The following is a 13,553-nucleotide window of genomic DNA, read 5'->3' as shown; positions in this document are numbered from 1 at the left end:
GCGTTGTGGCGACACGGGCGCCTTTGGACTGGCGGACACGGTCGAGAAAAAACGGATAGGCTAGAGGGTCAGCCTCGACGATCAAGGCTCACGGTAGTCGAGGCCGATATCGAGGATGGGGGCGCTGTGAGTCAACCAGCCGATGGAAATCAGATCGATACCGGTTGCGGCAATTGCTGGCGCAATCGCGGCGGTGATCCTGCCAGACGCCTCTGTGACCGACCGGCCGGCAACCAATCCCACAGCCTGCTGCAGCTCGTCGACCGACATGTTGTCGAGCAAGACAGCGTCGGGTCCCAGGTCCAAGGCCTCTTCCAACTGGGCCAGCGTATCGACCTCGACTTCGATCTTGACGAGATGGCCGACGCTGCTCCGCGCGTGCTCGATTGCCGTGCGAATTCCGCCGGCGATGGCGATGTGGTTGTCCTTGATCAGGATCGCATCGTCGAGGCCGAAACGGTGATTGGATCCGCCACCTGCACGCACGGCGTATTTTTCGAGCGCCCGCAAGCCAGGTGTCGTCTTCCGGGTGCAGACGATCTTGGCTTTGTGCCCGCGGACTGCATCAACAATCGATGCCGTCGCCGTGGCGATGCCGCTCAGATGACAGAGGAAATTGAGCGCTGTCCGTTCCGCGGTAAGAATGGCCCGGGCCGGACCGCTGATCGATGCAATGGTCTCACCTTGCGCAACGTCGCTACCGTCCGCTCGCTCCACTGTCATTTCGACATTCTGGTCGATCAGCTTGAAAGCGAGCATCGCCAGATCGAGGCCAGCGATAACTCCGGGCTGGCGTGCCGAGAGTACGGTCGTTGCCCAAAGGTCCTTCGGTACGATGGCATCGGTGGTCAGGTCTCCGGCTCTGCCGAGGTCTTCGAGCAAGGCTGCCCGGACAGGAGGCTCGAGCATGATTGCGGGGAGTGGTGAGAGGTTCACAGAACGCTTTCCAGTGTTGGGGAGGATGCGAGTTCCCGCGCCGCGGCTATGGCGGCGTCGAGCGTGATTTGGGAACGACGGGCGACGGTCGCATGATGCGGAAAGTCGGCCCGGAAGTGAGCGCCGCGGCTCTCCCGGCGCAACAAGGCCGCAATGGTGATCATCAGCCCAACGGCGGCGGGATCGGACGCGGCATCGTGGCATTCTGCGAGCGGCAACAGGGCGCGTGCGGCGGCTTTCAAGGCTTCGCCATCCCGCACGACGCCGAGCGCGCGCGACAAAAGAGAGCGCACTGGTGTCGGGTCGGGCGAAGGGTAGTCTCTTGCAATCGCCGGCTCTGTTCGGCGGGCAGGGGTTCCCGCCAGGCTTTCCGCAACCCAGCGCGCGCACACTACAGCTTCGGTCAAGGAATTGCTGGCAAGCCGGTTGGCGCCGTGCAGCCCGGTCGAGGCGACCTCGCCGCAGGCCCAAAGTCCCGGAATCGAAGTGCGCCCAGCCAGATCCACGGCGATGCCACCCATGTGGTAGTGCTGCGCCGGCCGGATGGGGATGAGATCGCGCGTCGGATCGATACCGGCTTTGCCGCAGGCTGACGCGACCGTTGGAAATTGCTGCGCGAATGCAGCGCCTGGTTTTTCGCGCACGTCGAGGAAGACGCGATGGCCGTCGGCAAGGTGTTGCCAGACTGCACGCGCGACGACGTCGCGCGCTGCAAGTTCCGCCCCTGGCACGCCGTCGAGAAAACGCCGTCCTGTCTCGTCGGCGATCACCGCGCCTTCGCCGCGAACCGCCTCGCTGATGAGTGGCATCGGACGGCCCGGCCCATCGAGCGCGGTCGGGTGGAACTGGATGAACTCCAGGTCGGCAAGGACGGCACCCGCGCGCGCCGCAAGTGCCAGGCCCTGCCCGCAGCTGCCGAATGGGTTTGTCGAGTCATGGAAGAGGCCGCCGATCCCGCCAGTGGCGAGAACGACCCGTCCCGTGGCGAAGAACACCGGACCCGTCGAACAATTCGCCAGCACACCGGTGATCCTGCCGTCCTGCACGGCCAGCCTGCGCGCTTCGATGCCTTCAACGACCGTTATTGTCGGCGTGGAGCGCACGGCGGCGACGAGCGCGCGCATGACCTCCCGTCCGCTGCCGTCCCCTCCGGCATGAACAATGCGCCGGCGGCTGTGCGCGGCCTCCAGTCCCAGACGAAACGCGCCTGCCGGCGTCCGATCAAAGCGAACCCCAACGCGTGCCAGATTCTCGATCGCGGCGGGCGCGGCGTACACGATGCGTCTTGCTGCTTGCGCATCGCAAAGACCATCACCTGCGGCAAGAGTATCGGAAAGATGGAGCGCCGGGTCATCATCGCCGCCCAGGCTCGCTGCCAGTCCGCCCTGTGCCCAAGCACTCGATGCGTCCGCGCCCAGCGGCGATCTCGACAGCAGAAGCACCGGCTCAGGCGCCAAGTGAAGTGCGGTCATCAGCCCAGCTATGCCGCCGCCGACGATGACCGGCCGGCCTGAGAGATCGTGGACATCCGTGCTCATACGGCCAGCATCCGCTCGACGGCCAGCCGCGCACGCCCGGCAATCTCCGGCTCGATGGTGACGACATGGCGGTTCTGCTCAAGTGCAGTACGGATATTGGCGAGCGTTATCCGCTTCATGTGAGGGCACAGATTGCAGGGCCGGATGAACTCGACCTCGGGGTGTTCGACCGCGACATTGTCGCTCATCGAGCACTCCGTCATCAGCACGACGCGGGGCGGCTTTCGCTGTCCGACATAATCGGACATGGCAGCGGTCGAGCCGGAGAAGTCCGCTTCTGCCACCACCTCGGGCGGGCATTCAGGATGCGCCAGCACCGTCACGCCAGGATGACTTTCACGCAACTCGCGTATGTCGGCCGGCGTGAAGCGCTCATGCACCTCGCAATGCCCTTTCCAGGCGATGATCTCGACATCGGTCTGGGCAGCAATGTTCTGGGCCAGATACTCGTCCGGCAGCATGATCACCCGGGGAACACCAAGGGATTCGACGATGGCCCTCGCGTTGCCGGACGTACAGCAGATGTCGGACTCGGCTTTCACTTCGGCCGACGTGTTGACGTAGGTGACGACCGGCACACCCGGATAGCGTTGCCGCAGCAGTCGGATGTCCCCGGCGGTGATGGAGTCTGCCAGCGAGCAGCCGGCCTTCATGTCGGGAATGAGAACCGTCTTTCCTGGATTGAGCAGCTTCGCCGTCTCGGCCATGAAATGCACGCCGGCCAGCACGATGACATCGGCCTCGACCGTCATTGCCTTGCGGGCAAGTGCCAGGCTGTCGCCGACGATGTCGGCGACGCAGTGGAAGATCTCCGGCGTCTGGTAATTGTGCGCCAGGACGACCGCGTTTCGCTGCCGTTTCAGATCGAGAATAGCCTCGATGTCCTCTTCGAATGCTGGCCACTCGATTGGCGGGATGACCCGCCGCACTCGATTGTAGAGCGCGACCGTACGCCTGGAGACGTTGAGCATGCTCTGCTCCTTATGCTCGTAGTGAGTATAATTTGCACATATGCTTACTTTGAGCATAAGAAATGTCAAGCGCGTGAAAGTGGTAATTTTGTCCCTGCGACAGCTCGCTCCGCCAGAACTTCCTGGCGGAAGCGGAAACGCTTTGCCGGACGCCCGCCTGTGTCCGACATCGTTTCGCCAGTCTCTTCGACCAAGTCCTGCTGTTCGATAAGCCGACGAAAATTCTGTTTATGCACCAGCCTGCCGGCAAGCGCTTCAACGGTACGCTGCAATTGCAACAGCGTGAATGCCGGTGGCATCAACTCGAATACGACGGGGCGGTATTTGATCTTGGTTCGAAGCCTGGCGATCCCCGTCGCCAGAATGCGGCGGTGGTCGGCGATCATCGGTCGACCGGGAATAGCCGGAGCACCCCTGGTATCTCGGTCGCCTGCGGCCTCAATCACCAACGCTGCTTCATAGAGCAGTTCGTATCGCTGCAGGACGAGTTCCTCGTTCCAGGCGCGATCTTCTATGCCGAAGGCATATGCCACGCGCTGCCGGCGATCACGTCGCATGTTCATACTCTTGGCTTCTTCGGCCCAGACCAACAGTCGAGGCACGAGGATATCAGGCAGGATAGGCGGCACGCCCGCGCGGTGATCTTCCCATGGAAAATAGTCGTACCATCCGTGCCATCCATGCGTCGGCGACCGCTCCGCCTGTTCCTCCCGCGTCAAGCCGAGATAGCTGATCGAGATCTGCACGCGCTCGTCGCCGGCCCGGTCGCGATCGGCAAAGGTGTAGAGCTGTTCGATATAGCCCAACGGATGACCGGTCTGCCGCTCTACCCACGCCCTCAGGCCCGACTGCAGTGAACGATGGCTGAGCTCAAACGGGCCAGACGGCAAAGCCCCGGCCCGCTCGATGGTCAGAACGCGTGGCTCACCATGGGTTACCGCAATAACGACGGCAATCAGATCCGCGCTAATGGCGTTGCTCGGATTGTTCCCTGCAGCCTGCCTTGTCGCCTGGGTTGTCTTGTCTTGCATTGGGATCGACGGAATTCCGGTGTGAAGGTGCTCGAGTGGACCACCAGCAGATCGCTGCGTTGTGGCGACAGCCAAATCCAATCGCTGCAAGGCAGAGCCCATTTTCCTGCCCGCAAACTAGGTTCCTTGGTGCGAAGAAGCTATAGCCCCTGCCTTCTCACATTGACCATCGTCGATCGGGCAAGCAAAGGCAAACGCCAGCCCGTGTCAATTGCTGGTGTCGAAAGACCCGCGGAAGACCGTTCCATTCGGGCAAGATCACGGGCTAACTGAGCGAAGCGTTCCTGCACAACGGCCGCCTCGATCCCAGCAGACGCGTTTCAAGGGAAGGCGACGCCGCATGCCGCTGTGCGCGCACATCAATGATGTCGTAGCTTGCATAGGGGACTAGGTGGCCAACTCGTTCCGGCTAGGGCGGCGGCGGCACCACGTAAGACGCGTTGCCGCCCAATCAAACCTCCGAGGAGTTGACTATTCATACCTAGTATCTTGTGAGTCTGGATGATGTCGAGGCCACGGGATCTGGTCATGTCTGAAGTTTCTCACAGAGTTCAGGGCGCTCTATTGGCAGATATATTCTTGATGTGTTCGAGCCAAGCCTAATTAATTATAGTGTAATTCGGCTGCACAGATACGGCCGATCATTGCCGCTTCGCAAACAGGCCCTGTGCAATCAATGCGGCGCCTATTGCGCCAGCTTCGTCACCCAGCGCAGCAACATGTACGGCCGACTGCACCGCGAAGGTTGGAGTTCTTTCCATCGCTTTGTGCACCTTTTCCTCGAACAGGTGAAGATAGGCTGCCGCACTGCCACCCAGCACGGTAACCTGCGGCATGTAGTGAGTGTGGAGAATCGACAGGCCCCGCCCCACGAGGCTTCCGTAAGTCTCGAATGCATCGCGTATGAAGGGGTTTTGGTCCACCGAAGCGGCCGCAAGAGGGATCACGTCTTTGCCCTGCACGTTTGATGGCAGATGCTGTCGGAGCATGGCCTGCAGTGCTGATCGCGATGCAACCTGCTCCCAGCACCCATCCGCGCCGCAATAGCATCGACCGATGCCGCTCACGATGGGGATATGTCCGGTTTCGGGATGCATTCCGTTCGGGCCGCGGAATGGCTCGCCGTTCACGAGAAACGCCGCACCGATGCCGGTGCCTAGCGTCACCATGAGCATGCGCGAAGCGCCTTCGCCAGCCCCGAGCCGATGTTCAGCAACGGCTGCAGCCACGGCATCATTGTCGATAACCACAGGGACTTTGAGCCGTGTCTCCAGTTCAGCAACCAGACCGGTCCCCGAGAACCTGGGCAAGGTGTCGATGTTATGGATCACCCCAGCAGTACGATCAACGGGTCCGGTTGCACCGATTCCAACGCCAGCCAAAGTGTCCCCTCGAGGCACCAGGTCGCGGATAGCGCCGACTAGGCGCCTCAGTCTGGTCTCGAGCTCTCCGGCACCGAGTTCCGAAGTCTTCAAGATACTCGACGCAAGGACGCCGTGCGGCCGCAGAGCGACGAAGCGGCTCCCTGTTCCACCAAGGTCGACACCCGCGAAAACGAGGCTCACAGCAGCGCCGTAATCTTCTGGCCATAGCGGAATTCACCTGGCACTAAACCGGCTTGCCGAGCCAGGCTGACGCTGAGGTGCTGCACGGTGATCATGGCGTGCGCCATACGGCTGCATACAGGGTGCGACGGTATCGCAATGTGCTCCGCTCCGTCGTAGTTGCGCGGTGCGATGGTGACCACCGTGCTACCAGTTCTGGAAAGATCCCGCACGAGTTGGCGAAGGGTCAAGTCCTCGTCCGCGCCCGACCCGAACAGGAATGCGGTGAGCCCGGGGCCTGCCAGTTCCAGCGGCCCGTGTCGGAAGGCGCCGCCGATATAGCCCTCCGCCGCGACTTTGGAGGCTTCCTTGAGGATCAGAGCACCGGTAAGGGCCGTCGCAGCATCGGGCCCTGAGCCGATCAGGGCGAACCGCGGATTTGGAGCTGCCAGTGCTCGCTTCGCCACGACGGAGATGATCTGCGGCGGCGCCTCGATGGCGGCGCGCAGATCACCGGCCAAGGTCCGGATATCGTTGACTGCCGCCTCGTCCACGCGACCCTCCACACGAGCGCAAACCCTGTGCATCACCGCCAGCGTGTTGAGGTAGCTTTTGCTGCTCACCGTCGCTTCCTTGCCGCAATGGAGTTCGACGACGTGATCGGCGGCGCGTGCCAGTGGGCTTTCGGGGTCATTCGTCACCGCCACGACAATGCCTCTGCGGCCCGCCGACAATCGGTCGAGCAACGCCACGACCTCACCGCTACGGCCTGATTGGGAGGTGATCCAGAGCAATGTCCGATCCGTGATCATCTCCAGAGTTTCCAGGAGCCGGCTCGTCTGCAAGCGCCAGACAGGCATGCCGCGGCCGGCGAGCAAAAGCTCGAGCGGGATCGTTACATAGTCCGACGATCCCATGCCGGTCATGATGATACGATCGAACTGCGCCAAATCGAGTGACGCAATACCTATCGGCAAGGGCCGGGAGGCGAAGGATGCAAGCGCGTCCGGCTGATCGAGTATGTCTTGTTCGAAGCCGGCGATCATGGGCAGGGTCATGGGGAAGTCTCTCAGTGGAACAATGGCGCGAGAACGCCTGTTCCAATTCTATGCACGATTGCACACTTTCGTGCAATCCCCTGCGCAAAGGGTCATTTCAGTGCACGCAACGCAGCTTTGTCCCAAATGCTGGCCGCTTCTCCATAGCCAGCCCGTCATCGGTGAGGATGAGGTCCGCCTGGCTCAGTTGACAAACCGTGGCAAAGGATCGGCGGCCGAACTTCGTGCTGTCGGCGACGAAAACCGTTTTTGCCGCCGCTGCCATCATCGCGTGCTTGATCGGGATTTCGACGACGTTGATGTTGGTCACGCCCGCCTCTGCATCGATGCTTTCGGCTCCCAGAAACGCCCAATCCGCGTGGAGTCCATCGAATGCCGCAACTGCGGCGGGACCGACCAGCGTGTACACGGTGTCGAGCAGCACGCCCCCCGTCATATGGAGACGATTGGTGGGATGCCCCGCGGTTCTGACGGCAATGAGCAAATCATTGGTAATAATAGTTAAATTACGGCGTCTCCGCAGTTCGGTGGCAACCTGATATGTCGTCGAGCCATTGTCGAGAATGACGATCTGCCCGTCTTGCACGAGGTCGACCGCAGCGCGAGCGATCGCCTGCTTGGCTTCGAGATTTTCATTCTGGCGCACCGCATAGGGCGTATCGATGACCGTTCCCGGATCCGCTGGCAGGACGCCGCCATGCGTGCGCCGGATGAGACCGGCCCGTGTTAGTTGTGCGAGGTCCCGGCGGATCGTTGAGCTGTCGACGCCAAAGACGTGAGCAAGCGATCCCGCATCGACATATCCCATTTCACGCGCGCGCTGCAGCAGGGCACGGCGTCTCTCCGAAGTGTTCATGATTCCCAATCTTATGAACGTTGCATCAGGCGACCGTAGCCGGGATGGACAATTCGTGCAACCGGATGTGCACGATATTGCGCCTTGACTGCACACTTTCGTGCAATATAATTGTAGTCGCAGGGTATGTCTTCGTAAGACGCTGCCCCGCACCATTCGTCATAAAACAAAAAAGGGGAATCGCATGGTCAAGGACCATTCAGACGAAGGCCTGCAACGAAACTCGGTCGGCCTGACAACGGTGCTCATGCAAAGCATCGCCCAGATTGCACCAGCGGTTGGCGTGCTCACGACGATCGGGTTCAATACGCAGCAAGCGGGCCTCGGTGCCCCATCCACCTATATCGCTGCATTCGTGATCGGCCTGGTGGTCGCGATTTCCCTTGCACAACTCGGCCGGCATCTGCCGTCGGCGGGCGGCTTCTACACTTACGTCAGCGCCACCGTAGGCCCGCGTTCCGGCTTCCTGGTCGGCTGGCTCTATTCCTGGTTTGTGGCGATCATCCCGGGCGGCCTCGCGTCCTATACCGGCTTCGTCCTGCAGACGGAACTGCAGCAACACTATGGTTTCAATCTTCCCTGGCAGATCACGACCCTGGCCATCCTCCTTCTGGTTGGATACATCGGCTATCGAGGAATCAAAGTTTCCGGCAAGATGCTGACGGTTCTATCGATCATCGAGATGCTGATCGTCCTCGCGCTTGCGATCTCCGGCCTGATTTCACCAGGACCTGGCGGCATCTCGTTTAGCGGTTTCAATCCGGCCAGCAGCACGAATCTGCACGGCTTCTATCTGGCCGTCGTGCTTTCGATCTTTGCGTTCACGGGCTGGGAGGGCGCGGCAGCGGTGGCAGAGGAGGCCCGCAGACCGCGGACTGTGATCCCTCGAGCCATCATCGGCTCGGTCATCCTGCTTGGCGTGTACTACGTGTTCTGCGCTTGGGGCCTTCAAATCGGCTGGGGCACCCAGAATCTGAATGATCTGGCGAACGCGACGGAAAACCCGGCATTTGTTGTCGCGCAGCGTCTCTGGGGCAATGGCTGGGTGCTTGTGCTCCTCGCGTTGCTGAATTCCGGCATCGCCGTCTGCATCGCATGCACCGTGGATTCCACCCGCAACTGGTACGCCATGGCTCGCGCCGAAGCGCTTCCGTCCTGGCTTAACAAGATTCACCCGCAGTATCGCACGCCTCACAGTGCCGTGCTGGCGCAGTCGCTTTTGGCAATTGGGGTTGGTCTGGGCGTTGGAACCCTGGTCGGGCCCGATCAGTCGTTCTTCATGCTGGGGACGCTTGGCACGATCATCTATGTCTTCGTCTACCTGATGGGCAACATCGGCGTGGCCCGGTTCTTCCTGACAACTGCGCGGCAAGAATTGAACGTCCTCATTCACGTCATATTCCCCATCATCTCGACCATTGCGCTTTTCCTTGTTCTTTACTACTCGCTCGTGCCGCTGCCGGATCCGCCGGTCGGTTACGCGCCCGCCATCGCGGCTGCCTTGCTGGCCGCGGGGCTCTTGGTCCTGTGGCGGCTGCATGCCAGTTCGCGCACTGGCTGGAAAACCTTGTCGCAATATGTGGTCGGCACCGAACAACCCATGGCTGCCCTTAGAACCGCATCGTCGGCGAATCCGGCCGTGCAGCGCTGAACGACCGACAACACGGGTTGGGCGCGCCGAGCGCCCAACCGAATGCAATTATGAGGCTGAGTCATGAAGCCCCGTTGCTGGCCTCAGCAATCACGATGAGCTCAACGCAGAAGCTGAGCCTCTAACGCGACGAACTTTATGACGGAACCAATAGCGCGGGTTGCCATGCAGTCATCGGCACCTGCCGGATGGGATAGTACATGAGCCGCACAAAATTCGAATTCGACTATGTCATCGTCGGGGCCGGATCGGCGGGATGCGTTCTTGCCAGCCGACTGACCGAAGACCCTTCGATCGAAGTCTGCCTGATCGAAGCAGGCCCATCCGATAGAAGCATTACCATTCGGATGCCGGCCGCGCTGACATTTCCAATAGAGAGCGATGTCTACAATTGGAAGTTCGAGAGCGAGCCCGAGGCTGAGCTTCATGGCCGAAGTATCGGCCAGGCTCGCGGCCGCTGCCTTGGAGGCAGTTCCTCCATCAATGGCATGGTGTTCGTGAGGGGCAGCCACCAGGATTATGACGGCTGGCGCGACTTCGGAATCGAGGGGTGGGACTACAAGGACTGCTTGCCCTATTTCCGCAAGATGGAGACCTTCGAAGGTGGTCGTGACCCCCTGCGGGGCGGGTCGGGGCCGATCTCCGTTGTTCGCAGCAAGGCGGAGCACCCTCTTTACAAATCGTTCCTCAAGGCTGGCCAGGAGTTCGGTCTGCGCGATGCCGGCGACTACAACAGTGGCAACCAGGAGGGTGTTCACATCACGCAGGCGACTATCCGGGACGGCGTGCGCTGTAGCACCAGCCTCGCCTATCTCAAACCAGCCGCGTCACGGCGGAACCTGACGGTCATGACGGATTGCCTTGTCGAGCGCATCGATTTTGACGGCAAGGTCGCTGCTGGCGTCACCCTGTCTCGCTGCGGTGAGAGGTTGCGTATCCGTGCTGCGCGTGAAGTCATCCTCTGCGCGGGCACGGTCGGCTCGCCACAACTGCTGATGCTCTCCGGCGTTGGCGATCGAGAGCATCTTCGGTCGCACGGGATCTCACCCTTGGCCAATCTGCCAGGCGTGGGCGCGGACCTTCAAGACCATGTGGTTGCCCCCTTGCGTTTCCAATCGACGAAAGGCGTCTCGATCCGACGGCAACTCAACATGGTCGGGCGCTTGAAACTCGGCCTCGAGTGGATGCTGTTCAAGTCCGGTCTGGGCGCGACGAATTTCTTCGAGGTCGGCGCCTTCTTCAAAAGCAGCGACGATGTCGCCTATTTCAACCTGCAGCACGAATTCCTGCCCTTTCTGGCTGACTTCCAGTCCGGGAAAGTCACCATTTCGGATGGTTTCCAATACTTTGTAAGCCAGATGCGGCCTTACAGCCGCGGAAGGATATCGCTCAAATCCGCCGATCCAGCCGCTAAACCGAAAATTCGGTTCAACTATCTGACCGACCGGCGCGACATCACCGAAATGGTGGCCGGCATTCGCAAGACCTTGCAGATGGTCGAGCAGCCGGCTTGGATGCCTTACCGTGGCCCCGCGGTTGATACGCCGGACATCAAGGCGACTGACACCGAGATCGCCGGCTGGCTCAGGACGGTCGCCAACACTGAACATCACCCCACAAGCACATGCCGGATGGGCTTGGACGACCTCGCCGTCACCGACGGCGCTGGTCGTGTCCACGGAATCGAACGCCTGCGCATCGTAGACGGGTCAATCCTGCCGCGTGTACCTTCCGCCAACATTAACGGGCCAATCATAATGGTGGCGGAGAAAATCGCAGCTTCGATGTCGACTAGAGTGGTCCCCACGACTTGAGTCTCGGTGTGCAATCAGATCATCACACAAGGCCAGTTTAAGCCATTACCCATTACCGGCTCGCTGCGAGCTTAGTCACTGACAGGCAGAAACGACAAAATGTGGTGATGGCATCCTCCTCCCCAGAGACCATACGGAGGCTGGAATCAGCAATCGCGACCTGCTCTGGTTAGACTATCACATAGGGCAGAGCGCCACGCGCGTTATGATCGACCTGGAGGCGCCGCTTGAGTGGCGGCACCGCCCATTGGTCGCAGTTCGTACGCTCGCAGATGCGACAGGAGATACCGATTGGCTGGAAAGCGGCCCGATCGGCTAGATCTAGACCGTCCGAATACACCAGGGCCCCGGCATTGGCGACTTCGCAGCCTAGTGCGATAGCATAGCGACGTTTGGAGGCATTGAACCGCCATCTCCTTTAGTGAGCTCGGTAGCCACGCTGAGATAGCGAACGCCGTCCGGCGTCTCGGCCAGTTGGCGAATGAAACGGCCCGGAGTTTCGAATGCCCGATGCACATTCCAGGTGCTTCTTCCGGAATTGCCTGGCCAATATTAGACAATGTCGAATTAACGCTGGCGATCAAATCTGGCAGTCCGGACACGGGAACCGACGGACCTTGCGCCCGCTTGTCGGAGTTGCCCGAAACCAACCATTGCACGGTCGGCAATGGAAAATAGGAAGGTCCTCAATCAAGCCGGCTTGTATCGTCAGGTGAGAAGGTCGTGGCGTATCGCTTCGGCCACGGTGTGCGTCCGATTTTTCGTGCCTAGTTTGTGTGCGACGTTGTCGATGTGCTGATTCACGGTTCTAGGCGACATTCCTAAGCGCTCGGCAACTTCCTGCGATGTGAGCCCTTCGGATGAAAGCCTCATGACTTGCTTCTCGCGGGCTGTTAATGGCCCGGGCAATGTCTTGAGCCCGACACTCCTGAACGAGCGCGTCTGAGCGAATAGGTTGTAACTTACGATCTGAAGAGCGGTTTGCTCGGCCGGTGTCAATTGCTTCGGTCCGCAAAAACCCACCACACTCACCACTTCGCCCCCGTGCTGAATAGGGACGACGGTGCAATCGACTATGTCGTTCTGAGTGCAAAAGTCCCTCCTAGCTCGATCTTCCGGGGAAAAACGGTTCGCATCAAGGAAGGTGACCGGTGAGGAAGATAGTACGGCCGCGACGGCCTTGCGGTCATACAGCGGGCTGTTGAAATAGTCGCTCCATATTCCATTCCGATGTTCATTCGTGTCGACGACGATTTGTGGCTTCCTTTGCGGTCCGATATATTCAATGACGTAGGCGCTGCGGTATCCAAAGTGCCCGCAAAGTTTGCTCAAAACCGAAACGATGTCCCTGTCTGACTGCGCGTTACGGATACTTTGAAGATGCTCTTCGATTAGCGCCAGCATGCGGACCCCCACGGAAAGCAAGTTATCTTTTGCAAATGCACGCATGGTTACGAAACTGTTGGACGGCGCGAATCCGCCTTTGCCAGTATCTCTGTGACAGTATCATACGTAAAAACAACATTGTGAAAAATACGGAGCAATCGGGGCAAATGGTATTTTTACGGATGGTATTTTTGCCAACGTAAGATTTAGCAGCGGCATTAGTGCCGATTCCCAACGGCTTGCGCCCCGCTTATCGTTCCGGAGATCAAGCGTAGTCGACCTTCATAGTCTTCGTGCGTTGCAGGGTGCTAAGATGTTGATTTCCCAGAACCGGCGGTGCCACCCTGCAGCTGGGCAACCGGTCGGGGACAGAAAGTGGGACCGGCGAAAGGTCGATTTTGCAATCCGTGTGATGTTTCCGTCGCGAGGTATCCGTGAGGTCAACAGCGCGAACTTGAGTCTGTGCGACATCTCCGAGGGAGGCGCTTCCATCAATGTCGGGAGCCTGAAGGGCATTCCCGATTTCTTTTACATCCAGTTCGGAGACGAGAATTCAGAGCTGGTTGGATGCTATGTCGTGGGAAGATCGGGATTCCGCATCCACTGCCAGTTTATGTACGAGCGAAGCTCTGCCGAAATAGAAGAAATTATTGCTGCAAATGAGATGGGAAGGTTACTCGATTCGCTATTCGATGCACCGAAAGAAGTGCTGGTGATGGATGAATTTCTCGATTTGCTTGACACGGCGACCCGCTAGCGAATCCTCGG

Annotated in this window: 11 protein-coding genes and 1 pseudogene; 3 read left to right on the top strand and 9 right to left on the bottom strand. The window is 59.9% G+C overall.

Annotated elements, in window-relative coordinates; translation table 11 throughout:
- Positions 1-81: 81 nt before the first annotated feature.
- From nadC to ACVDG8_RS14765, 7 genes are all read right to left on the bottom strand, one after another.
- Positions 82-936, bottom strand: a complete 855-nt coding sequence (nadC, locus tag ACVDG8_RS14795) for a carboxylating nicotinate-nucleotide diphosphorylase (protein WP_447255307.1) — start codon at positions 934-936, stop codon at positions 82-84.
- Positions 933-2,474 carry an L-aspartate oxidase gene (locus tag ACVDG8_RS14790; RefSeq protein ID WP_447255306.1) on the bottom strand — a complete coding sequence of 514 codons (1,542 nt, stop codon included), beginning with the start codon at positions 2,472-2,474 and terminating at the stop codon, positions 933-935. The genes nadC and ACVDG8_RS14790 overlap by 4 nt, the downstream gene beginning before the upstream one ends.
- On the bottom strand, positions 2,471-3,445 hold the full coding sequence (gene nadA, locus ACVDG8_RS14785) for a quinolinate synthase NadA (RefSeq protein WP_447255305.1): 975 nt from the start codon (positions 3,443-3,445) through the stop codon (positions 2,471-2,473). The genes ACVDG8_RS14790 and nadA overlap by 4 nt, the downstream gene beginning before the upstream one ends.
- A 65-nt stretch (positions 3,446-3,510) precedes the next feature.
- Positions 3,511-4,476, bottom strand: coding sequence for an NUDIX hydrolase (locus ACVDG8_RS14780; RefSeq protein ID WP_447255304.1), 966 nt, complete (start codon positions 4,474-4,476; stop codon positions 3,511-3,513).
- Between the two features lie 641 nt (positions 4,477-5,117).
- Positions 5,118-6,041 (bottom strand): ROK family protein, encoded by a 924-nt coding sequence (locus tag ACVDG8_RS14775; protein ID WP_447255303.1) that lies wholly within the window; start codon positions 6,039-6,041, stop codon positions 5,118-5,120.
- On the bottom strand, positions 6,038-7,078 hold the full coding sequence (locus tag ACVDG8_RS14770) for an SIS domain-containing protein (protein ID WP_447255302.1): 1,041 nt from the start codon (positions 7,076-7,078) through the stop codon (positions 6,038-6,040). The genes ACVDG8_RS14775 and ACVDG8_RS14770 overlap by 4 nt, the downstream gene beginning before the upstream one ends.
- 97 nt (positions 7,079-7,175) lie before the next feature.
- The gene (locus ACVDG8_RS14765; RefSeq protein WP_447255301.1) at positions 7,176-7,934 is read right to left on the bottom strand and encodes a DeoR/GlpR family DNA-binding transcription regulator; all 759 of its coding nucleotides are present in this window, start codon (positions 7,932-7,934) and stop codon (positions 7,176-7,178) included.
- A 184-nt stretch (positions 7,935-8,118) separates the two neighbouring features.
- Between ACVDG8_RS14765 and ACVDG8_RS14760 the strand changes: the two genes are divergently transcribed.
- Together ACVDG8_RS14760 and ACVDG8_RS14755 are read left to right on the top strand one after the other, a co-directional pair.
- Positions 8,119-9,585 carry an APC family permease gene (locus ACVDG8_RS14760; RefSeq protein WP_447255300.1) on the top strand — a complete coding sequence of 489 codons (1,467 nt, stop codon included), beginning with the start codon at positions 8,119-8,121 and terminating at the stop codon, positions 9,583-9,585.
- A gap of 200 nt (positions 9,586-9,785) precedes the next feature.
- Complete coding sequence (locus tag ACVDG8_RS14755; protein ID WP_447255299.1) at positions 9,786-11,399, top strand: choline dehydrogenase; 1,614 nt, start codon at positions 9,786-9,788, stop codon at positions 11,397-11,399.
- A gap of 169 nt (positions 11,400-11,568) precedes the next feature.
- Here the strand turns inward: ACVDG8_RS14755 and ACVDG8_RS14750 are convergent.
- Positions 11,569-11,921 (bottom strand): annotated as a pseudogene (locus ACVDG8_RS14750) (DUF2083 domain-containing protein); the annotation flags it as partial.
- A 186-nt stretch (positions 11,922-12,107) separates the two neighbouring features.
- Positions 12,108-12,803 carry a response regulator transcription factor gene (locus tag ACVDG8_RS14745; protein WP_447255298.1) on the bottom strand — a complete coding sequence of 232 codons (696 nt, stop codon included), beginning with the start codon at positions 12,801-12,803 and terminating at the stop codon, positions 12,108-12,110.
- Positions 12,804-13,098: 295 nt separating this feature from the next.
- Between ACVDG8_RS14745 and ACVDG8_RS14740 the strand changes: the two genes are divergently transcribed.
- Complete coding sequence (locus ACVDG8_RS14740; protein ID WP_447255297.1) at positions 13,099-13,542, top strand: hypothetical protein; 444 nt, start codon at positions 13,099-13,101, stop codon at positions 13,540-13,542.
- Positions 13,543-13,553 lie beyond the last annotated feature (11 nt).

This window comes from Mesorhizobium sp. ORM8.1 (assembly GCF_053005525.2).
This window is presented reverse-complemented; position numbering and strand designations above follow the sequence as displayed.